The sequence below is a fragment of the Bacillus sp. RCC_6_1 genome, assembly GCF_041360755.1.
Taxonomy (GTDB): Bacteria; Bacillota; Bacilli; order Bacillales; family Bacillaceae_G; genus Bacillus_A; species Bacillus_A cereus.
The window spans coordinates 283,046-308,140 of record NZ_JBFUPV010000003.1 but is presented as its reverse complement, the minus strand read 5'-3'; the positions used below and the strand labels follow the sequence as shown (position 1 = coordinate 308,140).

Below are 25,095 nucleotides of genomic sequence, written 5' to 3'. Positions count from 1 at the left end.
ATTTCTGAGAAACACTATAACATTTTACATTTTTTGTATAAGATTTGTCACTACCAGAGAAAACTTTAACATTCGTTTATATGTCCGTCAACTAGAAAATATAACAAAGGTAGAGCAGAATGTTAAGTGGAAGTGAAAATTTTCTTTGTTGAGAAATAAGAAATGAATATGGGTAAGGGTTATCTAGAAATCTATTATATGAAGGAAATAGTGTGAAAATTAACGAACACTTGTTCTTTTTTTGTTTGTTTGTTACAATAAAAGTTCATTGATAGGTTTTGTGTAATTTCCATGAACTTTTACTGATAACATATTGTAGCTTATTTCTTTTTAAAAATAGGGAGGCTTTTTACATGAAACAAAAATTTTCAGTTGAAGCGTTTTGGAAGAAAGTAAAACATGTTGCAAAGCAAGCAGGGCAATCGGTCATTTATGCAAGTTTATTACTGTTTTACGTTTTGCAAAGACCCGATGTTCCAAAACGAGTGAAAATTATTGTAATTGGAGCACTTGCTTATTTTATTGCACCGATTGATGCGATTCCAGATTTCATTGCTGGAATTGGCTATACGGATGATTTGGGGGCGTTAACGGCCGCACTAATACAGGTGTCGTTATACGTCAATGAAGATGTGAAAGATAAGGCACGAGTGAAGTTGGCAGAATGGTTTGGTTCGGATATAGACACAACATTTATCGATCAGAAATTAGGTCAATAGGTGAAACCTGTCATAAGGTGACAGGACGAACGTAAGCGAGGAAGTGCATTATGCCATCAGGAAGAACGCATACGAAAATAAACTTAATATCCCTTCCGGTTGTTTTGTTTTTGCTCTTTTCGTATGGATTAACAAATTTTGATTTTTTATTAACTTTTGCGATTGGTTTTTTAGTAGGTACTTCATTTTTAACACCAGATTTAGATACGTACAGTAATGCTTATAACAAATGGGGTTTCTTACGTATATTTTGGTATCCTTATAAGAAAGTAATGCCGCATCGATCTTTCTTTACACATACGATTATACTTGGTGATGTAATTCGTATTGCGTACATGTTAATCGTCTTTTCTCCATTTTTGTTACTATTAAATGTAATCGCACTGGATGGTAATTTAATAGAAATTGCGAAGAAGCATGAGGTTGAAATTGTAACGTTCTTAATGGGAATTGTTGTGGCAAGTACGCTCCACATTATAGCGGATAAAGTGAATACGCGCCGAAAGAAAATGATGAGAAAAAAGAAGAAACGCAGAAGATAAAGTGAACGAATTAGGAAAAGGGCCCCTTGCAAATTGCAAGGGGCCCTTTTTAAACAAACATTTGTTTAAAATTAAGCTTTCAGCACTTTAATTCCTTTTACAATGTTCCAGATGAAGTAGTATAAGCTGATGATTCCGCAAATAGCTAAGACAATCATTGATCCAATTCCAAGTGTTACATCTGGTTGATCAGATCCAAGACCCATAATTCCTAGAATAGTTACGCCAATGAATGTAGCGATACTTGGAATGATGTGTGTCCATAGAGCACGTTTTGCATGTGGTTTTGTTTCAGCGTCTCCCACGATCCAAACGATAATAGGGAATAAGATAGGGGCAAATAGTACACTAAAGTATGATAACGCAGCTAATATTTTATTTCCGTTCATATATATCACCTCATGAATAATTTCTGTTGTTATACTATTATTATGCAATAATTTTGGCAAACTTCCTATCGATGAACATTACAAGAACGTGACGATTTTGTAAGATTTTCTGTTAAATAATAAAATTTTCAAAAAAATCTTTTTTAATAGAAATTGTTATGGTACAGTATAAATGAAAGTTGTTGAAAACGTTTTCTTAAACGTTTTTTTATTTTAGGCTTAAAGGTATGATGACCTGATAGTCTATTGATGAGGTTATTCTATTTAAAAGGGGATTCTTTAGGGGGAGAGAACAATGAACACATGGACACAAGTTTATGATCCATTCGGAAACATTTGGATTTCGGCAGCGGTCGCACTTATTCCGATTATCTTTTTTTTCTTAGCTTTAGCAGTTTTCCGCATGAAGGGGTATGTGGCAGGATTTATTACAGTTGTACTTACAGTTTTAGTAGCGTTATTCGCTTATAAAATGCCGTTCACGATGGCAATGGCAGCAACCGGGTACGGTTTTTTGTATGGGTTATGGCCAATTGCTTGGATTATCATTATGTCCGTATTTTTATATAAAATTTCTGTGAAAACAGGTCAATTTGATGTGATTCGTGCATCGGTATTATCGATTACGAACGATCATCGTCTACTCGTTATTTTAATTGGATTTTCATTTGGAGCATTTTTAGAAGGAGCGGCAGGATTTGGGGCACCAGTAGCGATTACAGCAGCGCTTCTTGCGGGTCTTGGGTTAAATCCTTTATACGCAGCAGGTCTTTGTTTGATTGCAAATACTGCACCAGTGGCGTTCGGAGCGATGGGAATTCCGATTACAGTTGCTGGACAAGTAACAGGTATTGATCCACATAAAATTGGACAAATGGCTGGGCATCAATTACCGTTCCTATCATTATTTGTTCCATTCTTTATCGTATTTTTAATGGATGGATTTAAAGGTATAAGACAAACGTGGCCTGCGTTACTTGTAGCGGGTAGTTCATTTGCGATTACGCAGTTCATTACAGCGACATTTTTAGGGCCGGAACTTCCGGATATTACATCGGCACTTGTAAGTTTAATTAGTTTATCGCTGTTCTTAAAAGTTTGGCAGCCGAAAGAAACTTATCAATCTGGGCAAGCAAATAGTGAAGTAGCAGCAACAACGACAGTAGCATCGATGCCCAAATTAACGTTTGGAAAAGTAGTGAAGGCATGGTCCCCATTTATCGTATTAACGGTTATGGTAGTCATTTGGAGCCAAAGTTTCTTTAAGGCATTATTCGCTCCAGGAGGGGCTTTAGAAAGTCTTGTATTTAAGTTTGAAATTCCAGGTCTGCATAATCTAGTAATGAAAGCAGAGCCAATTGTAAATAAACCAACGCCTTACGAGGCAATTCTGAAGTTTGATGTATTATCGGCAACTGGAACAGCGATTTTAATTGCTTGTATCATTTCCATGTTTATTTTGAAAATGAATGTAAAAGATGCAGCAGTGACATTTAAAGAAACGTTAAGCGAATTAAAAATGCCAATTCTATCTATCGGATTTGTACTAGGGTTTGCATTTATCGCAAACTATTCTGGTCTATCTTCTACGTTAGCGTTAGCATTAGCCGGAACTGGCGGACTATTCCCGTTCTTCTCACCATTCTTAGGCTGGATTGGCGTATTCCTAACAGGGTCTGATACGTCTGCGAATGCACTGTTCTCAAATTTACAAGCCATTACAGCGCAGCAAGTCGGCGTATCTGAAGTGCTTCTTGTTGCAGCAAATACAACAGGCGGTGTAACAGGGAAAATGATTTCCCCGCAGTCGATTGCGATCGCTTGTGCGGCGGTTGGTCTTGCTGGAAAAGAATCGGATTTGTTCCGTTTTACAGTGAAGCATAGTTTGTTCTTCGTAATTATTGTTGGTATTATGACGTATGTGCAGGCGTATTATTTAACGTGGATGATTCCGTAAAGAGCAAAAGAAATAAACTTTTCATTTTTCAGATTATCGTGTATGATGGGAAAGTATTGAAAATTAAATCAGTGATAAACTAGGGGTGCCTAACGTATGCGTAGGCTGAGAGAGAAGCGCGTGAACTTCTTAACCCTTTGGACCTGATCTGGCTCGTACCAGCGTAGGGAAGTTAACGGCTTTACATAATGATGTCTTTATGAGCCAGGTCCTTATTTTTTTATGGACCTGGCTCTTTTTATTTTGGCATGCGCTGGCCATATCTTGTCCTTGTCACGAACAGGGGGGCAACAAAATTTATGAAACAATCTGTTTCAGCTGAGCAAATTGAATTGAAGTCGAGTTTACCAGGGAGTAAGAAAGTATATGTGGATGGACCACGAGAAGGTATGAAAGTGCCGATGCGTGAGATTGAACAAAGCGAAACGAATGGCGTTCCAAATCCACCAATCCGTGTGTATGATACGAGCGGTCCTTATACAGATCCTGCGTATAAGGTCGAGTTGGAAAAAGGAATTCCAACGCCGCGCCATTCTTGGATTATGGGGCGTGGTGATGTAGAAGCATACGAAGGGCGTGAAGTGAAACCAGAGGATGACGGTGTGAAAGTAGCTTCGAAGCATACACCTGTTTTCCCGCAAATGGATCGCCAGCCACTTAGAGCAAAGCAAGGTGCAAATGTTACGCAAATGCACTATGCACGTAATGGCATTATTACGTCTGAGATGGAATACGTTGCGATTCGTGAAGGGGTAGAGCCGGAGTTTGTTCGTAAGGAAATCGCAGAAGGCCGCGCTATTTTACCAGCGAATATTAATCATCCAGAAGCTGAACCGATGATCATCGGGCGTAATTTTCATGTGAAGGTAAACGCGAATATCGGAAACTCAGCTGTATCTTCTTCGATTGCAGAAGAAGTAGAGAAGATGACATGGGCAACGCGCTGGGGTGCGGATACGATTATGGATTTATCTACAGGTAAAAATATTCATACGACGCGTGAGTGGATTATTCGTAACGCGCCTGTACCAGTTGGAACTGTACCGATCTATCAAGCGCTGGAAAAAGTAAACGGAATTGCAGAAGATTTAACGTGGGAAGTATATCGTGATACGTTAATTGAGCAGGCGGAGCAAGGCGTTGATTACTTTACGATTCACGCTGGTGTATTGCTTCGTTATATTCCAATCACGGCAAAGCGTACGACAGGTATCGTTTCGCGCGGTGGTTCGATTATGGCGCAGTGGTGTTTATTCCATCATAAAGAAAACTTCCTATATACTCACTTTGAAGAGATTTGTGAAATTATGAAGCAGTACGATGTTTCGTTCTCTCTTGGAGATGGATTACGTCCAGGGTCTATTGCAGATGCAAATGACGAAGCACAGTTTTCTGAGCTTGAAACACTTGGTGAATTAACAAAAATTGCTTGGAAACATGATGTGCAAGTTATGATTGAAGGACCCGGACACGTACCGATGCACTTAATTAAAGAGAATATGGAGAAAGAGCTTGATATTTGTCAGGGCGCGCCGTTTTACACACTTGGGCCACTAACGACAGATATTGCACCAGGTTATGACCATATTACATCTGCAATTGGAGCTGCGATGATTGGCTGGTTTGGAACAGCGATGCTTTGTTATGTAACGCCGAAAGAACATTTAGGTTTGCCAAACAAAGATGATGTACGCACGGGTGTTATTACGTACAAAATTGCAGCGCATGCGGCTGATCTTGCGAAAGGACATAAAACGGCTCATCAGCGTGATGATGCAATTTCAAAAGCACGCTTCGAATTCCGTTGGCGCGATCAATTTAATTTATCTTTAGATCCTGAACGTGCGATGGAATATCATGATGAAACGTTGCCTGCAGAAGGGGCAAAGACAGCTCACTTCTGTTCAATGTGTGGACCGAAGTTTTGTAGTATGAGAATTTCACATGATATTCGTGAATATGCAAAAGAAAATGATTTAGAAACGACAGAAGCAATTGAAAAAGGAATGAAAGAGAAAGCAGAAGAATTTAAAGAAGCTGGTAGTCATTTATATCAATAACATGTTACACCTCTTTACTTGATTGATCACACTGTAGTACCTAACTTTATTATAGAAGAAGCCCCATTTGCTAAGACGGTAGCAAATGGGGCTTCTGTTGTTTATAAGGCGAAGAAGAGATGTACCCAGTAGAATAAGAGGAATAGTGTGACGACTGTTGTGAGCGGGATAACGATAAGGGATACACTTAAATAGTCTTTCCATTTTACTTTAATTTTGTTTTGTTTCAGAATATACATCCAAATGAGTGAAGCTAGCGTACCAATTGGTAGTAATAGTGAACCGATGTCACTACCAATGATGTTTGCAAGATAGATAGTTTTTAATGTGACTGGATCTAGTCCCATTTCTGTTAATGTGATTGTACCAATCATAAGGGCAGGATGGTTATTGAAGACGTTAGAGAGGATGGATACAAGTCCGCCCATTGCAAAGCTAGCATAGAGTAGATGCTGATTCACAACTGGCTCGAGCCATTGTACAAGTGCAGCTGTTAATCCTGCGTTGTGTAGTCCGTAAATAATGACGTACATAGAGAAGGCGAAAATTAAAATGTGCCACGGTGTCTTTTTCAAAATGTCGACAGGATTTGTTCGTAAGTAGTACCATCTCCAAATGAGCAGAACGAGTGAACCAAGTACCGCAACGATTTCAATTGGGATGGATAAGAAGGATGCAACGAATAGAAGACAGCGCATCAGGAAGACGAAACCTAATACTTTTAACATGAATCTTGTCCGTTTTTGTTTCGTATCGACAGAATTATTTCCTTTTAGTGGATGGAAGTTTTTCGTGAAGAAAATTTCTTCAATATCATATGAAGAAACAGGTAATTTTTTTGGAAGTTTTTTCTTCAAAACTGTATACATGAGCCATGACATAAATAATAAGCCTAATGTTGCAGGTACAAACATCATAGCGGTATGCATATAAAGAGTCATATGGACGATGTTTAATGCGATTAAATTTACGATATTACTTACACCAATTGGTGCACTAGATGCCGTAGCGATTAAAGCACCACTTAATAAATAAGGAATTTGTTGATGTGGTTTTAATTGAAGGTTTTTTAGAAGAAGAATTAAAATGGGAGTTGTAATTAAAATACTACCGTCGTTATTAAATAAAAGAGTCATAAGAAAACATAATAATTGAATATACCAGTATAGACGGCGTCCAGAACCTTTCGCTAGATTTGCCAGTTTCGCTGCGGACCAATGGAAGAAGCCGAAGCTTTCTAATATAACTGCCATAACAATAGTTGCTAATATTGTTATGGAAGCACCGCCAATTTTACTTATAATATCCATGATGTCTGGTTTTGATACAAGTCCAGTAATTATGATGATACCAGCTCCGATTGCTGCTGGCCATGCCTCATTTAAGCCGCGAGGTCGCCAAAAGATAACGATCATCGTTAAGAAAAATACAATAATAGTAATCCATATTTCAATGCTCATATTTTGCCTACCTTTCTATTTTCCCTTGAACAGATGTAGCTTGTCTCAAGTTTATATTGGTAGTATATTCAGCAAAAAATAAGAAGAACTAGACGTATAACGAGATGAACCGAATATGTGTTTTTCATGCTAAAGGACAAGTGTCACGAATAGTGAAATAACTATTATGAGAGGAGTCTATAAATTATTGGGCAGTAAGATAGTAAATGAAATTTATATGGGCGATTATTGAGATATATTGGCGCAAGTTAAAATATATCAGCGATTATTGAGATATATCGGCGCAAGTTAAAATATATCAGCGATTATTGAAATATATCGGCGCAACTCAAAATATATCAGCGATTTTTAAAATATATCGACTTATCGACAAAACACGACAAAAGGAGCCCATCCCAAAATGCCTTTTGGAACAGACTCCAATGCTATATTATTTTTCCTTCAAAAAAGTACGATCCTTCAAGAATAAGTTCCAGAAGAAAATAAATCCTGGTAATAAAATTGCAATCCCAATTGCGTATAGAATGAGCAGTGCATAGAACGTTTCTTTCGTTGTAAAGCTTGTAAATACAGTTACGTCAGGATAAATAATATACGGTAAATGCGCGACCCCGTAAGCATAGCTTGCAAATGCATATTGAGCGACGACAGCTAAAACGGCAATGCGAGGGTATCCTAGTGTATTGTACTTTTTGTTTGTCCACCAAAGGGACGAGTATCCGATAACGAATAAAACAATAGAAACTGTAAACCACGGGAATTGCTTTATTAATCCTTGCATAACCCAATGTGTTTCTGGATCCATTACAACGAGGGCAATAATTGCCGTAACGAGCGTTGCAGGACCAAGGATGATAGCATTTCTTCTATAAATTCTATACGTATCTTCTGAACTTTGTTCTCTCGAAAAATCAGCAAGAAAGAGAGAGGAGAGAAATAGTTCAGAAGTTAGTCCGAAGAGCATATAACAGTAGATAACTGGGCTAGAAAGAAGTTTTCCATATAGGAGTACTTCCTTTCCTTCAGACATTGTAATATAGGCTCCCTCTGTAACGGGTAAAACGGTAATTAATAGTGCTGGAATTAATAGACCAGTAATACCTGAAATAACCCGAAGAAGGTATTGGTATTTTGGCAAGGAGTAAGCAAATACCATAAATGTACTACGTACTGCAATGAGCACTAAAATTAACATAACTGGTACGAACATTACTGTCGCAAGAGTAAAGGCCGCTTTCGGAAAGAAGCCGAGAAATGCGACAACGACGAAAACGAGAAACGTATTTGTTACTTCCCAAGTTGGTGATAAGTACCGATTCGCAAGTTTAGCAGCGAGCGTCGGATGTTTTGCGTATACCATGCCCCAAAAACCAGCGCCAAAATCAATGGACCCTAGTATACTGTATACGAAAATAAGGGCCCATAAGATGATGATTGCAATACTTTCCTCATACATGAGAATCGCCTCCTTGGTGTTGTAAATCATTCTTTAATGGATGTCTTCTAAAGAATGTCCGTAGAACAATGACTGTTAAAATAGCGAGTCCAATATACAAAATGATGAACAAAACAAATAAAGGACCGACGAAATCAGCGCGTGTAGATGCATCGACGGTACGTTGCATACCATAAATTGTCCATGGTTGACGACCGCTACAACTGAAAATCCATCCGAATTCAATACCGAGCATCATAATTGGTCCGCATGCGGCAGCCCCCCAAAGTAGCCACTTCGGTAGTTCTGTTCCCTTTTTTCGGTACACGAAATACCAATATAAGAGTGCAATTGTTGCAACAGCGAAGGTAAACGCAGCAGTTCCTACCATTAAGTTGAATAGTGTATGTGTATAAAATGGTGGCCATGTTTCTTGTGGGAATTCGTTTAGTCCTTTTACGACAGTGCTAGGGTCTAGTCCCACTAATAAGCTAAGCATGTTTGGAATTTCAAGTGCATAGTTTAGTTCAAGTGTATTAGGATCCACAACTCCGCCAATGGATAGCGGTGCGTGTGATGTCGTTTCAAATAAAGCTTCAGCAGATGCAAGTTTTTCAGGTGAGTGTTTATGTAAGGCAATCGCTGATTCATGTCCTGAAAGCCACATCGTAGCGCCTGTAATAAATGTAACGACAAGCCCTAATAGCAGCCCTTTTTTATGATAAGCAATTTCACGTGTACTTAAATTTTTCTTCAATAATTTAAATCCAGCAATAGAAGCAATGACAGCCGCACCGGTTGCATAAGCCGTAATAACGACATGAAATGCACTTGTGCCAAAACTTGGATTAAAGAAAGCTTTCCACGGATCAACGTTAAAAACAGATCCATCTGGATTCATTGAAAAGCCTGCTGGTGTATTCATCCATGTATTTGCTGATGTAATAAGCACGGCGGATGCCGTGGCACCAAGCATGACGAAAAATAGCGAGATTAATCTCATAAATGGAGGAAGTTTATCGGCTGCATATACGTAAATTGACATGAATAAAGCCTCCAAAAAGAAGGCGAAAATCTCAATTTGGAAGGGAACAGAAATAACTTGCCCAACAATTTTGGCGAAACCAGGCCAAAGAAGTGAGATTTGCACACCAACAATTGTTCCAGTTGGAATTGCTACACCGAGAAGAATAGCAAACGCCTTTGTCCATCTTTTCGCCATAATGGCATAGTCGGAGTCTTTCTTCCAGTGATAGAGTATTTCGCTTATAAAAATCATCAATGAAAGTCCGACGCCAAGTGTTGCAAAAATAATGTGGAATGCTAATGAAGAACCAAAAAATGCTCTTGCTAATGTTACCGTATCCATATGTAAACTCCTCTTCTTTTTTGCCATTATTTTCTGATTGAATTGGAAGATTTATTCAAAAAAACTACCAAAAATATATATGTATTTAAAAAGTGAATATGATAATATAATGTTGTAATATTTTGAATAGAAAGAAATAAATAGTTTCTCATGTTTTGTTTGTTTTTTTTACAGGAATCTTTTATAATCTTTTATGCGAACATAAGTTCTATTTTTAGAAAAGAAGAAGTTTATGTGAAATGGAGAGGGTGTTTTATGTATCCTGAAGTCATTAAAAAGATGGCATTTTCAAAAGAGCATAGAGATTTATTATTGAAGCTATATAATAAAGAGATTACACGTCGTGAATATGATCGGCTTGTACAATCGCTATATAAACCTTCTAAAGAGGTTTACGAGGGATAGAAATGGGGGAGACAATCTAGTGGATTGTCTTTTTTAAATTTATGTATGTTCTGATAAAATTAAGGTTAGCCTTACTAGGGAGGTGAAAAGATTGCGGAAACGTTTATATATAGGGATTGGAGTTATCTTCTTAATCGCTTTAGGTGGAATTGTATTTTGGTCAGCTTTACAAGGAAACCGTACAGAAAATTTTATTTTAAGACATATGGTGAATGACAATGGAACTCTTGCCACGTATCGTTTAGTAGATACTAAGGCAGGTACGGGTGAAGCCAAGGGACGTGAAGCTTTATCAGAATCAGCGGGATTATGGTTACAATATACACTTGATAAAGATGATCAGGCGTTATTTGATGAGCAAGTAAAGGTTATTCAAGATAATTTCGTATATAAGAATCATATCGTTTTATGGAAACTCTCTGAAAAGGGAGAGAGGCAGTCAGCTACAAATGCACTTATAGATGATCTTCGTATTATAGAACAATTATATCGTGCTTATGAAATGTATAAGGAAGAGCGTTATAAAAACCTTGCCGATCAATTAAGTGATGCTGTACTTCGTTATAATAAAAAAGATAATTATTATGTTGATTATTATGATGCAGATGCAGGGAAACAAAATAATTTTGTAACAACATCATACATAAATCCACGTGCATTCTCCTATATGAAGAAGTACGACAAAGTTTCTGCTCAGCAATATCAGGAAGTCGTTCAATTTTTAGCGGACTATCCAAGGCATGGCTGGGCATTCCCGAAAGAGTATAAAGAAGATGGTACATTTACGTACGATAAAGAAGTGAATCTTATTGACCAATCATACGTTGCATATCATCGAAGTTTAGGTGGTCTTTCATCAACTGCTTATTTGGAATTTATAAAGAAGAAATTCCAGGAGGATGGAAAGCTATACGGTCGTTACAATTTAGAAACGGGAAAACAAACTGTGAATTATGAATCGCCAGCCGCATACGGATTAACGATTTTGTACGTACTACAAACAGGTGATAAAAAGTTTGCGAAAGAATTGTATGATCATATGGCCACATTCCGAAATGATAACGTATTTAGTAGATATTATGGTGGATATGTAACAGGTGAAAATAATAATACGCATATTTTTGATAATGTACTACCACTTTTAGCTGAAATGGAATTAAAAAAGAGTGAACAATAAAAGTTGCCACCATATGAGGGTGGCAACTTTTATTTGTTGATATAATTTTACGTCCTAATGTTGGAGAAGTAATCAATCACGAATTCACGGAATTGCTGAGCTGTTTTTGATAAGTAGCGTTTTTTTGACCAACTTAATCCGATGGTTCGCTGACAATTGGGTTCAATAATACGCAACTTGCTTGATGCTAAAGTAGAGTTTTTTAATAAAGTTAAACTTGGAACAAAAGCGATGCCGAGACCTTGCTTAATGAGGTCGCTAATCACGGTCGGTTCATCTACTTCAAAAGCAATATGCGGAGTGAAACCAGCTTCTTTGCAAAATTCATCCGTTAAGTGTCGAAATCCATAGCCAGTGTTCATACTAATAAACGGTTCGTTTTTTACTTCATGCAGGTGGATATTTTTTCGGCCTGATAAACGATGGCCTGAAGGGACGACTAAGAAAATTTCTTCTGTAATAAGTGGTTCCCAAACAATCTCCTCACCTTCAATTGGCACAGAGGAGATACAAAAGTCAATTTCTATATTATCTAGTTGTCGTTTCATAGAAGGAGTGGATGCAAGAAATTGTTGGAATCGAACGTTAGGATGTTCTAGTAAAAAAGAGCCAAGTAGTTCTGGTAATATTCTTGGAATAGAAACGGCCAGTGTAATAGAGCTTTGTTGTAATTCGGCTAAATCTTTAATTTCTCGTTGCCCTTCACTTAATTCATGAAAAATACGTTTTACTCGTTTTAAAAATACTTTTCCGAAAGAATTTAAAGTAATCTGTCGGCCTTGGCGATCAAATAAAGGGACTCCTAAATCCTTTTCGAGTCTAGCAATTGTTTTGCTGAGTGAAGGTTGCGCGATATGCAATTCTTCAGCTGCCTTTGTCATGTGTTCTAGTCGTGCAACTGTCTGAAAGTATTTTAACTGGAGCAGTTCCATTTCGAGTCTCCTTTCTATAGACCAAAAGGAATGAATTAATAATTAAAGATGTATTATACAGTATGTAAAGTGACGTGTATAGTAAATCTGTTAAACCATTCGAAGGGTGTTAAATTAGAAGAGGAGTATGTTTCATGAAGGGAATTAAACTTATATTTAAAGATTGGAAAGCGATGTGGCACCATAAACATGGACGTATCGCTTTAATTTTTTTATTAATCGTTCCGTTAATTTATTCAGGATTCTTTTTAGCTGGATATTGGGATCCGTACGGAAAATTAGATAAATTACCTGTTGCGGTTGTGAATTTAGATAAGGGTGCTGCGATGGATGAAAAAACAATTCATGCAGGAGACGATTTTGTTAAAAATTTAAAAGAGAATAAGGAATTGGCTTTTCATTTCGTATCAGAAAAAAGTGCGGATGAAGGGTTAAAAGAAGATAAATATTATATGGTTGTTACGATTCCGGAAGATTTCTCTAAAAAGGTAAGTACACTTATGGATGAGAAACCAGAGCCAGCAAAGTTGCAGTACAAAGTAAATCCAGGTAAAAACTTTGTAGCGGCTCAAATTGGAACGACAGCTGTTGAAAATATGAAAACAAAAATCTCAAACAGTATTACGAAATCATATACAGAAGGTGTTTTTTCAAAGTTTCAAGATTTGGCACAAGGGTTGAGTGATGCAAGTAATGGTGCTGAGAAGTTACATGAAGGAACGACCGATGCAAAAAATGGAGCAAGTCAGCTTGCGAATGGTATTGATCGTTTAAGTGATGGGACATCGAAATTGAAAGAAGGAACTGAAAAGCTTGCATCCAGTCAATCTGCTTTAACCGGGGGAGCAAATGAGCTGAGTCAAGGAGCGACATCACTTCATAGTGGTATGGAGTTATTAGCACAAGGTGAAAAAACGTTACAATCAGGAATTAGTGAATTAAGTGCTGGTACAAATGAATGGGTGAATGGAAATGAAAAACTTGCTGAAGGGCAAGCGAAAGCGGACAATGCGGCAAATAGTGTAAAACAACAATTAGAAGAGTACGTGAAAAATCATCCAGAAGTGCAGCAAGATCCAGCTTTTCAAAAAATTGTTGCTACGTCTAATGGACTAGCTAAAGCAACAAGTACTTTAAATAATAGCCAACAACAATTGACACAAGGTGCGAAGAAGCTAACTGATGGTCAACATAAGATTGAAGAAGGCATGAATACATTCGGATTTAAGTTAAATGAAGCTACTGCTGGAACGAAAAAGATAGCAGATGGTGCATCGAATTTGGCTGATGGGTTTATGAAGTGGGGAAATGGATTTACATCCCTGCAAGAAGGTGTAAATCAGCTTGCGAGTGGTGGAACGGAGCTGAATAACGGTGCTAGTAAATTAACAAATGGACTTGTTAAACTTGATGATGGTGCGAAAGAACTTTCTACGAAATTAGGAGAGGGCGCAGAGAAGATAGCGGATGTTCGTAATGATGATGCACGCAATACGATGTTCTCAGAGCCAGTTCAGTTAGTGAAGTCAACAGTTTCTGACGTTCCTAACTACGGTTCAGGCATTGCACCATATTTCTTATCACTTGCATTTTATGTTGGCGGAATTATGGCATCGAATATTTTACCTCTTGGCCGCAGACAAAACATGAAGGTAAGCGGAACGGTACATTTTATCAATAAACTAGGATTGGTATATTTAATTGGACTCATTCAAGCGCTACTCGTAGATGTAGTTGTGCTAGGAGTTATGAAATTAGAAGTTGCAAGTGTGCCACTTTTTGTTTTATCAAGTATTGTTATTTCCTTTACGTTCATGACATTTATTCTTATGTTAGTAACAGTATTTGGTCTTGTTGGAAAATTCTTAGCGGTAACGCTTCTTGTCCTGCAATTAGCGACGAGCGGAGGTACTTTCCCAGGAGAATTAAACATAGCTGTTCTTAGCAAAATTGGACAGTTTCTCCCAATGTCTCATTCTCTTAGAGGATTACAAGATGTTATTTCTTTAGGAGATTGGTCGCAATTACAAATGCAAATTTTAATATTGTTATGTTATCTCGTTGTTGCCGGTGGAATTGCTTGGGTCACGAGCCATATACAGCATAGAGAAACGAATGCAGAACGAGTTTCTTAAAATGAAATAAGCTATCCGATTTTTTCGGATAGCTTATTTTTTATTTGCGTTCCATTACTGCAAAGTAATTATTTTCATTATCAGCAAAGTTGAATGCTCTACCAGTAGGTAAATCTACAACCTGTCCAACTGTGACATTTTTCTCAGAAAGATCTTTATATAGACGGTCTAAGTCATTTGAGAAGAACATAAGTGAAGGTGTATTTAGGTTTAGTTCAGGTTGCATCTTCGCGATTAACGCTTTATCGTGAAGGACGATGCTTGTTCCTGCTTCTTTCGCCGGTGCAATTTCAATCCAGCGGAATCCGTTTCCGTTATTTTCTTCCGCAATGATTTGGAACCCTACTTTTTCTGTCCAAAATTGTACTGTTTCGTCTTGGTTATTTACATATAGCATAATTTGTCCAACTTGATTAATCATAGGTGTCTCTCGCTTTCTTTTTATATGCGTATTATTATATCAAATATATGGCTTGAATAGTTTTTTATGATTTTTTCGTAATACAACCTTCGTCCATTTCATCTTTGTTGTAGGAGAAGGCCCTGTAATCCAAGTATGAAATGGTATTGTGCTACAAATGACCATTGTTGAAATAGAGATAATGGCCGTTAACACAAATAGTAATAGGGCATATAATATAGTATTTTCTTGCAGTGTGAATAAGGAAAGAAGTTTTGTGCATAGTTGCAAGAAGAATAAATGAGCTAAATAAGCACCATACGTGTAATTACCAATGAAACGTAACGTTTTATATAAGAAACCACGACGCTGTACTATCATAATAGATAACACATACAGTATGATAATTTCGCATACGATATATAAAAACATAGATGGTTTTAAATAGGTAGAAACAGTTAAATGAATAGAGTTTGCTCCGTAAAAACTAAACAACTCATAATTGATGAATAAAAATAAGATGAAAAATAATATTGTTATAAGCGGGATATGTTTCATGACGAATAGACGCCAAGTTTTTAGTGCTACAGCGGCAATGCCGCCCATAACGAAATAGAATGAGTAGAATAGAAATGATCGATCTGTATAATGTAAAATTGTTGAACTTGTTAATTTTTCTCCATTAAAAATATAGTGAGAAGAGAACCACATTAATAGAAAATATAGGCAAGCGAAAAAGGTCATATATTTATATATGTCTTTTTTATTTTCTGTTCGTTTTTGAAACCAATAAAAAAGTGTGCATAGTAAAGGGAACAATAAGTGAATTTGGAACATCATAATAACGTACCAAAGATGGGGAGCGGCTGTTCCGAGTAATAAACTTTTTATTCCACTTTGTAACGTAATAAGATCATTTGTTGTTAATAAGTAAAGAATAGACCAAAAGAAATAAGGAATGAGTAAGTGTATCGCTTTTTCGGAAATATATTCTTTATATACTAATTGCTTTGTATAGTGACGAATTAAGTGAAATCCAACGATAAATATGAATGCTGGTGCTGAGAATTTTGCAAGATTAAATAGCATGCCCATAATGAGGGATTGCTCAAGTAAGACATTTCCTTGATTCATTGTATATAATAAAGAACTTTGCAAAACGACAGCGAGAAATGCAATGCTTTGCAAAACTTTAAATTCTGGTGCGCTTTGAGTCATTAGATCCATCTCCTTTTCCATACATGATTATAGTACGGAGAATGGATAAGAGGTGTGGAATATTTGTGAAGGTTTTAACAAATTTGTGGCGGAATGGATTAACAACAAAGAAAGAGGATGCTCGTTTGGAGCATCCTCTTTCTATTTATTAAGCAAATTTGTTTTTGATCCAGTTCTTACCTTCTACAAGGCGAGCTGTCATTACGGCACAAGCGTTATCTGCTGTTACGTTTAACATCGTTGCAGGAGGATCAATGATTGTACTGATTGCTGCGATAATTGGCAATGCTTCTGGCGGGAAGCCATATAAAGAAACGATTAACATTTCACCAATCATACCGCCGCCTGGAATAGCGCCCATTACTGTTCCTACTAATAGAGAAACAACAAGTGCGATTGCTAATGTTTTCGGTCCTTCGAATTCCATGTTGAAAATACCGAATAAGAAAGCAATTTTTAATACGCCGCCTAAAACAGAGCCATCTTTATGAAGAGTAGAACCAAGAAGGACAACTGTTTCACGAACGTCTGAAGAAATACCCATTTTCTTTGTTGCTTCTAAGTTTGCTGGAATACTTGCGGCACTACTACAAGTTGCAAGTGATGTAACTGTAGGAGAGACCATGTTCTTCCAAAATACTTGTACACCTTGTTTGCGACCTGCAAGGTATGCATAGAATGTGAAGAATACAAAGAAATAAATGAGAGAAGCAGGATAGTATACCATTGCTGCTCGGAAGTAAGTTCCAAGAAGTTGTGGTCCGAATTCGCCAACTAATGCTGCGAAGTAAGCAGCAAGTCCGATTGGAGCGTAGTACATAATGAAAGATACAACCTTCATTGAAATCTCTGCACCAGCTTGTAGGAATGTAGCAAATGGCTTTCCTTTTTCGCCAACTGCTGAAGTTGCAATCCCCATTAAGATAGAGAAGAAAATAAGAGCTAACATATTTTCACGAGATAGTAACTTCGAGAAGTCAGATACTGTTAAAATACCGACGATTTGATCTGCAACACTAACAGCTTTGCCGGCTTTGTCAGGTTGTGTTAGTTCTAGTACAACACCTTGTGCTGGCGGGAATACTTTCACGACAATAATCATAAAAATAGCAGCTAAAATACTTGTAAATAAGAAAGTCCCAGCCATACTAGACATAATTTTACCGAAACGTTTTAATCCATCCATATTAGCAATAGACGATGCGATGCTAAAGAACACTAGAGGTACAACAATCGTAAACATTAAGTTTAAGAAAATGTCACCAAGCGGCTTTAAAGCAACTGCATCGGCACCCATGAAATAACCAATGAAACCACCAATTAGGATAGAAGATAATAAAATAAGTGGAAAGCGATATGCCTTCATAAATATATCCTCCTATCAATTAAAAAAATCATACTGAATCATTATAGCGAGTTAGGGGCCCCTTTACTAGGAGAATACGGATAAATGGAATAGCGTGAAAATCAAGAAATTTTTGTTTTTAAGCTCGGCATACAGCAGGAAATCTAGACATATATATTTGTAACCTAGTGGTGGCAAGGAGTGCACCATAACTTAGGTAGAGAAAAAGGGGGAGGGAAGCGGGATGAATATTTTACTTTGCTGTGCAGCGGGAATGTCTTCCAGTTTGATTGTTACAAAGATGGAGAAAGCAGCAGAGGCAAGAGGGATAGAAGTAACAATCTGGGCAGTATCAGGTTCTGAAGTGAATAGTCATATTGATAAAGCTGATGTCCTTTTACTTGGACCGCAAGTACGTTATTTATTACCGAAAATGAAAGAACTATGTAAGGATAAAGGGATACCTGTTGATGTCATTCAATCTGTTCATTACGGACTTTGTAATGGAGAAGCTATCTTGCAAGCAGCTTTGTTAATGAAACCATGAGGAGAGTGGGATAGATGATACGGTTTTTAGAGAAGTATGTGATGCCGGTAGCAGGGAAGGTTGCAGAGCAGAGGCATTTACAAGCAATTCGAGATGGAATTATTTTAACGATGCCTTTCTTAATTATTGGATCGTTTTTCCTCATTATTAGTGCACTGCCGATACCGGGATATAACGATTTTATGGCAGGTTTGTTTGGGGAGAATTGGCAGCGAGCTTTAGGGTATCCAGTTAGTGCAACTTTTAATATAATGGCTTTAATAGCTGTTTTTGGAATCGCTTACAGACTTGGAGAGTATTATAAAGTAGATGCTTTAGCATCCGGGGCATTGTCGCTTGTGACGTTTTTACTTGCGACTCCATTTCAAGTTGCATATATTATACCAAGTACAAAAGAAAGTGTACTTGTAGAAGGCGCTATCCCAGCTGCATTAATGGGAAGCCAAGGGTTATTTGTAGCAATGATTATTGCACTTATATCTACTGAACTTTATCGGTTTATTGTACAAAAAAAGATAATTATAAAGATGCCAGAGACAGTTCCACCAGCTGTCACGCGTTCATTTGCAGCACTTGTTCCAGGATTTATTGTTGTAACAGTTATTTGGATTTTACGCTTAATTATAGAAAATACTTCTTTTGGCAGTATCCATAATATTGTAGGACAAATTTTACAGGAACCACTTAGTGTACTTGGTGCTAGTCTTTGGGGCGCAATAATAGCAGTTATTCTCGTTCATGTTCTTTGGTCGTGTGGAATTCATGGTGCTACTATTGTTGGTGGTGTAATGAGCCCCGTTTGGTTGTCGTTAATGGATCAAAACCGAGTTGCTTTTCAAGCTGGGCAAGATGTACCAAATACGATTACGGCACAGTTTTTTGACTTATGGATTTATATGGGCGGTTCTGGTGCAACGCTTGCTCTAGTTGTCGGAATGTTACTATTTGCACGAAGTCAACAATTAAAAAGTTTAGGGAGATTGTCAATTGCACCTGGTATATTTAATATTAATGAGATGGTAACTTTTGGTATGCCGATTGTGATGAACCCACTTTTACTAATTCCATTTATATTAGTTCCAGTCGTGCTAACAATTGTTTCTTACTTTGCAATGGAATGGGGGTGGGTTGCACGTCCGAGTGGGGCCGCTGTACCTTGGACGACACCTATTCTTTTTAGTGGATATTTAGGATCGGGCGGGAAAATTTCAGGTGTTATTTTGCAACTTGTTAACTTTGCGCTAGCATTCTTCATTTATTTACCGTTCTTAAAAATATGGGATAAACAAAAACTGGCGGAAGAAAAGGGGGAGTAAAGAACTACAATGGATACGATAGAGACGAAAGCTTTTCATTTAATCTTGCATGGGGGAAACGCGAGAAGTTGTTCAATGGAAGCAATTGATTGTGCGAAGCGTGGGGAGTTTACAGAAGCTGAAGCTAAATTACAAGAAGCACTAGAGGAATTAAAGGAGGCGCACCGCGTACAAACGGAGCTTATCCAGAAAGAGGCTGGTGGCGAAAAGACCGAAGTTACTCTTTTAATGGTACACGCGCAAGACCATTTAATGAATGCAATTACGGTGAAGGAATTAGCGAGTGAGTTTGTAGAGTTATATAGGAAGATGTCGGTGGATGAATGAACCTTGCTTATGCAAGGTTTTTTTATCTCGAATTAACGGGCAGTAAAACCCCACTAATTAAAGGTTCACTTTATGTATGTGCCTGTACCATCAGTGGAATGTTCATCCCACTGATGGTGTATTTACAATCCTCCTTTTTTCGGATGAGTAAGAGTTATAATTAATCGGCAGTAACAATTTCTCCTATACCACGAATTAATCTTTTTATATGCATCCGTTCCGGTTTTAATATATTTACGATATAATCAATCGCTATTTGTGGTTCAACGGTTGTAACGCAAGTATAACAGTCAATAGCTGCAAAATTTTGTTCCGGGTAAGTGTGAATGGAAAGATGGCTTTCTGATAATAACACTAATACAGTAACACCATATGGCTGGAACTCTTTTTTACTTACGTTTAAAACATGGGCACGAGAGTAATCTGCAGCTGTAACTAGATGGTATTCTAAAAAGTGCATATCATCTAATAGGGAAAAGTCCACTCCCCACAAATCTACTATTATATGCTTGCCAAAAGTAGAATATTCCATAGGGTAGCACTCCTTACTATAATATCGTCAAAACTTCATTTCCTGTTTGTAGCATTGATGTAGGGTAAGGTCCGCTTCTAAATTTAAAACGGCATTGTTACGGTGATCTAAATGTTCTTCTTTAAATTGAAATAAAGGAGCAAGAAGAGAAGGCAATGTTCGAGGAGTTGGTACTACATATAATTGCTCAATTTCATTGAGTACATAGGCAGAATTAGTAGCAAGATGAAATCCCCAGTCAGTTCCGAAAGAAGGAACTATCGTATGATAACTCTTCACAGTTAATCCAGCGTGTTCAATTGTATTACCGATACTCCAATATACTAGAGGTGCATCAGCAGGTGAATTAGATTGACAGACGAAAGCACCATCTTCTGTTAAGAATGTAGCTATACGAGCAAATAGTTCGCTTGTATATAAAGTACTTAACAACTCTGTCGCTGGGTCTGGAAAATCAATAATGATTACATCGTATAAAGATGAAGGTGAATTTAGAAATTCTTTTGCATCGCATACGTGCACGTTCACTCGATTATCAAAAAAAGCATTTTTGTTTAAAGATACTATTTCTGGAACATTACGTGCCATAGTAATCATCGCCTCGTCTAAATCAACAAGGTCTACATGTAGCACAGTTTCATATTTCAAAACTTCTCGTAAGGCAAGACCATCGCCACCACCTAATATGAGAACACGTTTTGGATCGATTACTTTTGACATAATCGGATGAACGAGTGCTTCATGATAAATTTGCTCATCGACGGAACTGAATTGTAGTTGCTTGTCCAAATATAAACGGATATCGCTAACTTGCAACAAAGCAATATTTTGATAATTACTTTGTTCTGCAAATAAACTCGTATGTTCACCAGCTTGTATTTCCTTTAGAGAAATTTCATCCCATATATCTAAGTTGTGTGAATCTGTGGGTACTATGACTACATTTTCCGATTGTACTTGATTATCTTACTTGTCTTGTTTGCCCTGCTTGTCTTGCTTATTTTCTACCTCCTGCTGTTCTAGTTCAAATTTGTTAGAGTCTAATTCAGAACGTTTGTCTTTTTTATAGCTTGTTATTCTATAAATCTTTATTTTGCTTTGTTTTCTATGTTTTGGCATAGGAATCCCCTTTCGAATTGTGTTATTCTATTCTATGTAATTTAGTAGAGTTTGCTTGGATTTGTGAATTTATGGTTATTTAGACTTAAGTGAAGAAGTTTTATTTTTGTCGGAATTTTTAGGTTTTTTGTGTATTCTTTATTTAACATCCTTAAATATATATAGTTGAATAATAAATTGAAATGGTAGAAAAATTAATAATAAATTTTAAAATAAGGTTTATAAATTAAGAATAATGAAGCGATAAATGAGGCTAAAGTTAAAAATTGAGGATTTTAATATAAAAGCATCTTGATATCTTGTTTTTAGTCTTAAAAAATTTTTTTATACTTTTAATTGATTTTTATTTTAAAATAAACCTTTTTGAGAGAGTGCTTATCTATACGAAGGGTAAAACGAAATTTATAATTACATCAAATATTAGAAAGAACATCTTTTGATGAATGATTTGTTAATGAGCTATCCATAACAAATTATTTTACTGTTATAGATAGCTCATTAATACTTTAATGGAATGGTTAATACACGATTTTGAATTCAAACTTGAAAGGGGAGATAAAGCAATTATTTCAAATTGAATCTAATTGTTTTATACTAATGAAACATTAGATTTAAAGTGAGAGAGATCGTTAATTGTGTGACTTGTTAATGTCACTACTTTCTGTTCACTTTCTCGATTGGTACCATATAGTCTATTGCAATACATATGGATACAGCTAAATACAATGTTTTCAAGGTTGTTGGAAAGAGTACCGTTATTTATTAATAAATCTAAAGTTTTTCGATAATTAATTATTCCTTCTTCTCTTTGAATAAGGAGTTCGTATAAAAAACAGTATTTTTTATTTTCTCTTAAATTCATCCAATTATTGTTATCGTTAGATAAATGCATCAATAATTTTCGAGAGTTTCTATAGTCTTTTCTGAACAGTTTATGTGAAGTATTGTTAGAAAGTAATTTGTTTTGTTCAGAAAGGGTGAAGTTAAAGCAACTTAAAAAGTGATGCAAAGTTATAACGCTGATTATAGATAAATCGAGTTCAGGTTGCAACTTAGTTACATCTAGAATTTGAGAGATAAATTTACTATCATGGTAGAAATAAGTTTCTGCTGCCTCTATGGCATTTGGCCCACCATACCGAATTACTTCAGGAGTATAAGAACATATATCAGTGGAGAAGATAATTTCCTTATTTTGTAGAAACTCCAGAAAATCATTCAATAAATCAAAGCGATTTGGAGATGATTTTGACCATAAAATTCTTAATCTTATATGTGGATTAGGATCTAGATATTTTATGAAGAAAAATTTTTCTATTATTCCCTCTTTTTGTAATCTCTCGATAAAAGGGTTGATGTATTTTATTAGTAGCTCGTTTTGTTTATATTCGGAAGTATACAGTTTTATATAACTCCATTTTCCTAAAGGATTATATTTTTTAGCTATATAGCTCTTGTTAGTTTGGATAGATATTTTAGGTAGTTTTATATTTTCTTTATCTTCACGTGAAAAGGGAATAACTATTTCATGTATTTTTAGATTTTTTTTTGAATTTAAAAGGAATGGTTCTATTTCAGTTAAGGAAACACTTGAATATTTTTTTAAATGCTTTTTTATTTTGTGCATTTCATGAAAATTGTTGATGTTTATTAATATCCTATTATCACCTATTAATAAATAGACTTGATTAGGAATTTTATAATCCTTTTTAATTTTTAATATAGAAGAGTGCAAAGCATGGATATCACTGTCTATTAAATAGTTAGATGGTATATTCCAAGTTTTAGGTGATAATATAATAGATTTATAGGTTATTCTAGGAGTATAAATTTGTGAATTTTTAATTTCTGAAATCACTTGTAACAAGGTAAATGATTTTGGTAAAGGATTAATCTTATATAAAAATTGATATAGGCTATGACATATATTTGGATTCATCATATGAGAGTTAGTGCAAATAATCTGTTTATTTAATTTTGATGATTTTAAATAAAATTTAGATTCCAAGGATAAGCCAACAACAATATCATTTAATTCTATGGTACTGCTTGGGTTTTTATTTGATGTAGTTGCAATAGGAAGTTCATAATCTAAAAAAGAATTTGTCTGAGATATATTAGCTATTCTGCTTTTTTCGGGAAAATAGGTTAATTCAGTTAATAGCGAATTTTGAGAATCGAAAAAATTTTTCTCTTCATCTATCATTAATTTTAAATTATCTTTATCGGTGCTGTTAAAATAGTTTAAAAATCGACCTGCCATTTTATTAGCTCTCATAGATCCAATATTGGGCATTAGCGAGAAGGCATAGTTTGTATTTTTATTGAAATCATTATTAATCATAAAATTAAGCTCGAAATTTAGAATATTAGATTCATTTTGATTGAGGTTTAATTGTTCAATCTCTTCGTCTATAAGGGAAATTTCATTATTTTCATTAAGATAACAGTTTATTATTTTATCGGTAACATATTGTTTTAAGTTATTATATTGTGGGTTATTTTTATCATATATGTCATATGATTCAGGGTAACCTAATCCTCTATTTTTATCAATTAGTTCTAGTAAAGGTATTTCACATTCAGTTCCATATTTTTCAACGAATTTATTCTTATATTCTTTTAGTGATACGGATTCTATGTCTTTAATATTAGTTTTATAAAGGAAATGTGCCAGTGAATTTAAGTCATTTAATTCTATTTTTATGGCCTCAGTATTTTTGGGCGAAAATGTTGTATCAACTTGTAAATAATTTTTTGATTCAACTATTTTTTTAAGGGTATTTACAATCTTTAGGTATATTTCTTCCCCCTCACCTATAATCGAATTATCATACTCGTTAAGTAATTTTTGAATGTAAAGAAGTTTTTTGTAATATAGCTCAGCGGTAGGAATAGCTTTTAATACATCAATTATATCTTCAAATATTGAATTTGATCCTATGCAAGGACGCAGATTAGTAATAAGTATTTCATCATTTATAAGTTTTCGTAAAAACGAAAAAATGACAGGAGGTTCCACCACACCGATAGAAATTTCTTTTAGATCTTTAAATAATTTATTAAAATTTGTAAAAGTCTTACAAGAATCAATTATATATTCTAGAATCTGGGTGTTTTTTAATGAAAGTGTAGTACTTCCATTTTTTTTTATATCTTCATATTTTTTTCCGTAATAACTCAAATATATATTATTTACATAATTAGATGTTTTGAAGATTGTGTTATTTATTTTTACATCCAGAAATAAAAGTATATCCCAATTGTCTTCTAAGTGTTTTGTAAATTCAAATAACCAATCCATATCAATTCTAGTATGCTTTTTTAGCTGAGATAAATCATTTGTTTCTAGTTTATGGAGGTTATTTATATTTTGTAAAGAGACACTTGATAGCAAGGCTAAAGGGGTAGCTCTTATAGACATTCTTTGTAAATAATTACTAAATGTGTTGATTATTTGTTCCTTGTTACCTTTATTATTTTTTATAATATTATAAAAGGCTAAGTTGGTTGTGAGTATAGCTTCTCGAATTATTGGATTTGAAAAAAGATCCAATATATCAGCATAACTATATTTTTTTTCTCCAATAACATTTACATTAGCCGAAAATAAAGGAGATCTAACTGTAACAGTATCTCCAATAGCAAAAGTTCCATTTTTCATTATAGATACCTCCATGTATGATATTTCGAGATGAATTTAGAATGATT

20 protein-coding genes, 1 pseudogene and 1 riboswitch are annotated in these 25,095 nt (G+C 35.6%); of the genes and pseudogenes, 10 read left to right on the top strand and 11 right to left on the bottom strand.

The window, feature by feature from the left end; all coding sequences use genetic code 11:
- Positions 1-353 precede the first annotated feature (353 nt).
- Positions 354-719 carry a YkvA family protein gene (locus AB6801_RS13650; protein ID WP_000810369.1) on the top strand — a complete coding sequence of 122 codons (366 nt, stop codon included), beginning with the start codon at positions 354-356 and terminating at the stop codon, positions 717-719.
- Positions 720-769: 50 nt separating this feature from the next.
- On the top strand, positions 770-1,261 hold the full coding sequence (locus AB6801_RS13645) for a metal-binding protein (RefSeq protein ID WP_001139060.1): 492 nt from the start codon (positions 770-772) through the stop codon (positions 1,259-1,261).
- Between the two features lie 71 nt (positions 1,262-1,332).
- Here AB6801_RS13645 and AB6801_RS13640 read toward each other — a convergent pair whose 3' ends face one another.
- A complete protein-coding gene (locus tag AB6801_RS13640) occupies positions 1,333-1,650 on the bottom strand; it encodes a magnetosome magnetite crystal formation protein family (protein ID WP_001014099.1) in 318 nt (105 codons plus the stop codon).
- A gap of 295 nt (positions 1,651-1,945) precedes the next feature.
- Here AB6801_RS13640 and lldP point away from each other — a divergent pair, with 295 nt between their 5' ends.
- Together lldP and thiC are read left to right on the top strand one after the other, a co-directional pair.
- A complete protein-coding gene (gene lldP, locus AB6801_RS13635; protein ID WP_074595179.1) occupies positions 1,946-3,607 on the top strand; it encodes an L-lactate permease in 1,662 nt (553 codons plus the stop codon).
- 71 nt (positions 3,608-3,678) lie between these two features.
- Positions 3,679-3,794, top strand: a riboswitch (TPP riboswitch).
- Positions 3,795-3,906: 112 nt separating this feature from the next.
- Complete coding sequence (gene thiC, locus AB6801_RS13630) at positions 3,907-5,667, top strand: phosphomethylpyrimidine synthase ThiC (protein ID WP_087948327.1); 1,761 nt, start codon at positions 3,907-3,909, stop codon at positions 5,665-5,667.
- A gap of 101 nt (positions 5,668-5,768) precedes the next feature.
- Here the strand turns inward: thiC and AB6801_RS13625 are convergent, their stop codons facing one another.
- The 3 genes from AB6801_RS13625 to cydA form a co-directional block, all read right to left on the bottom strand.
- A complete protein-coding gene (locus tag AB6801_RS13625; protein ID WP_000021120.1) occupies positions 5,769-7,127 on the bottom strand; it encodes an arsenic transporter in 1,359 nt (452 codons plus the stop codon).
- A gap of 430 nt (positions 7,128-7,557) precedes the next feature.
- The gene (locus AB6801_RS13620; protein ID WP_000272788.1) at positions 7,558-8,583 is read right to left on the bottom strand and encodes a cytochrome d ubiquinol oxidase subunit II; all 1,026 of its coding nucleotides are present in this window, start codon (positions 8,581-8,583) and stop codon (positions 7,558-7,560) included.
- The gene (gene cydA, locus AB6801_RS13615; protein ID WP_000381987.1) at positions 8,576-9,931 is read right to left on the bottom strand and encodes a cytochrome ubiquinol oxidase subunit I; all 1,356 of its coding nucleotides are present in this window, start codon (positions 9,929-9,931) and stop codon (positions 8,576-8,578) included. Before cydA ends, AB6801_RS13620 begins: the two co-directional genes overlap by 8 nt.
- Before the next feature lie 255 nt (positions 9,932-10,186).
- Between cydA and AB6801_RS13610 the strand changes: the two genes are divergently transcribed.
- The gene (locus AB6801_RS13610) at positions 10,187-10,336 is read left to right on the top strand and encodes a hypothetical protein (RefSeq protein WP_000283181.1); all 150 of its coding nucleotides are present in this window, start codon (positions 10,187-10,189) and stop codon (positions 10,334-10,336) included.
- A gap of 91 nt (positions 10,337-10,427) precedes the next feature.
- On the top strand, positions 10,428-11,513 hold the full coding sequence (locus tag AB6801_RS13605) for a hypothetical protein (protein ID WP_048568618.1): 1,086 nt from the start codon (positions 10,428-10,430) through the stop codon (positions 11,511-11,513).
- 47 nt (positions 11,514-11,560) lie between these two features.
- Here AB6801_RS13605 and AB6801_RS13600 read toward each other — a convergent pair whose 3' ends face one another.
- Complete coding sequence (locus tag AB6801_RS13600) at positions 11,561-12,445, bottom strand: LysR family transcriptional regulator (protein ID WP_370941089.1); 885 nt, start codon at positions 12,443-12,445, stop codon at positions 11,561-11,563.
- 134 nt (positions 12,446-12,579) lie between these two features.
- Between AB6801_RS13600 and AB6801_RS13595 the strand changes: the two genes are divergently transcribed.
- On the top strand, positions 12,580-14,580 hold the full coding sequence (locus tag AB6801_RS13595) for a YhgE/Pip domain-containing protein (protein WP_000676216.1): 2,001 nt from the start codon (positions 12,580-12,582) through the stop codon (positions 14,578-14,580).
- Positions 14,581-14,620: 40 nt separating this feature from the next.
- Here AB6801_RS13595 and AB6801_RS13590 read toward each other — a convergent pair whose 3' ends face one another.
- The 3 genes from AB6801_RS13590 to AB6801_RS13580 all read right to left on the bottom strand — a co-directional run bounded on the left by AB6801_RS13590 (position 14,621) and on the right by AB6801_RS13580 (position 17,564).
- Positions 14,621-15,001, bottom strand: a complete 381-nt coding sequence (locus tag AB6801_RS13590) for a VOC family protein (RefSeq protein WP_000610162.1) — start codon at positions 14,999-15,001, stop codon at positions 14,621-14,623.
- 39 nt (positions 15,002-15,040) lie between these two features.
- Positions 15,041-16,198, bottom strand: coding sequence for an acyltransferase (locus AB6801_RS13585; protein WP_000194317.1), 1,158 nt, complete (start codon positions 16,196-16,198; stop codon positions 15,041-15,043).
- Between the two features lie 148 nt (positions 16,199-16,346).
- Entirely contained in the window at positions 16,347-17,564 is a 1,218-nt protein-coding gene (locus tag AB6801_RS13580; protein WP_000649376.1) for a dicarboxylate/amino acid:cation symporter, read from the bottom strand.
- 223 nt (positions 17,565-17,787) lie between these two features.
- On the opposite strand from AB6801_RS13580, the gene AB6801_RS13575 reads away from it, so the two are divergent.
- From AB6801_RS13575 to AB6801_RS13565, 3 genes are read left to right on the top strand one after another with little or no spacing between them, the layout of a single operon-like run.
- Positions 17,788-18,090, top strand: coding sequence for a PTS sugar transporter subunit IIB (locus AB6801_RS13575; RefSeq protein ID WP_001023554.1), 303 nt, complete (start codon positions 17,788-17,790; stop codon positions 18,088-18,090).
- 14 nt (positions 18,091-18,104) lie between these two features.
- On the top strand, positions 18,105-19,406 hold the full coding sequence (celB, locus tag AB6801_RS13570) for a PTS cellobiose transporter subunit IIC (RefSeq protein WP_000617782.1): 1,302 nt from the start codon (positions 18,105-18,107) through the stop codon (positions 19,404-19,406).
- 9 nt (positions 19,407-19,415) lie between these two features.
- On the top strand, positions 19,416-19,733 hold the full coding sequence (locus AB6801_RS13565) for a PTS sugar transporter subunit IIA (RefSeq protein ID WP_000379645.1): 318 nt from the start codon (positions 19,416-19,418) through the stop codon (positions 19,731-19,733).
- A 160-nt stretch (positions 19,734-19,893) separates the two neighbouring features.
- Here the strand turns inward: AB6801_RS13565 and speD are convergent, their stop codons facing one another.
- From speD to AB6801_RS13550, 3 genes and pseudogenes are all read right to left on the bottom strand, one after another.
- Positions 19,894-20,265 (bottom strand): adenosylmethionine decarboxylase, encoded by a 372-nt coding sequence (gene speD / locus AB6801_RS13560; RefSeq protein ID WP_000456822.1) that lies wholly within the window; start codon positions 20,263-20,265, stop codon positions 19,894-19,896.
- Between the two features lie 27 nt (positions 20,266-20,292).
- Positions 20,293-21,384, bottom strand: a pseudogene (locus AB6801_RS13555) (polyamine aminopropyltransferase).
- 589 nt (positions 21,385-21,973) lie between these two features.
- Positions 21,974-25,048: a lantibiotic dehydratase gene (locus AB6801_RS13550; protein ID WP_000788472.1), complete on the bottom strand. Its 3,075-nt coding sequence runs from the start codon at positions 25,046-25,048 to the stop codon at positions 21,974-21,976.
- Between the last annotated feature and the right edge of the window lie 47 nt (positions 25,049-25,095).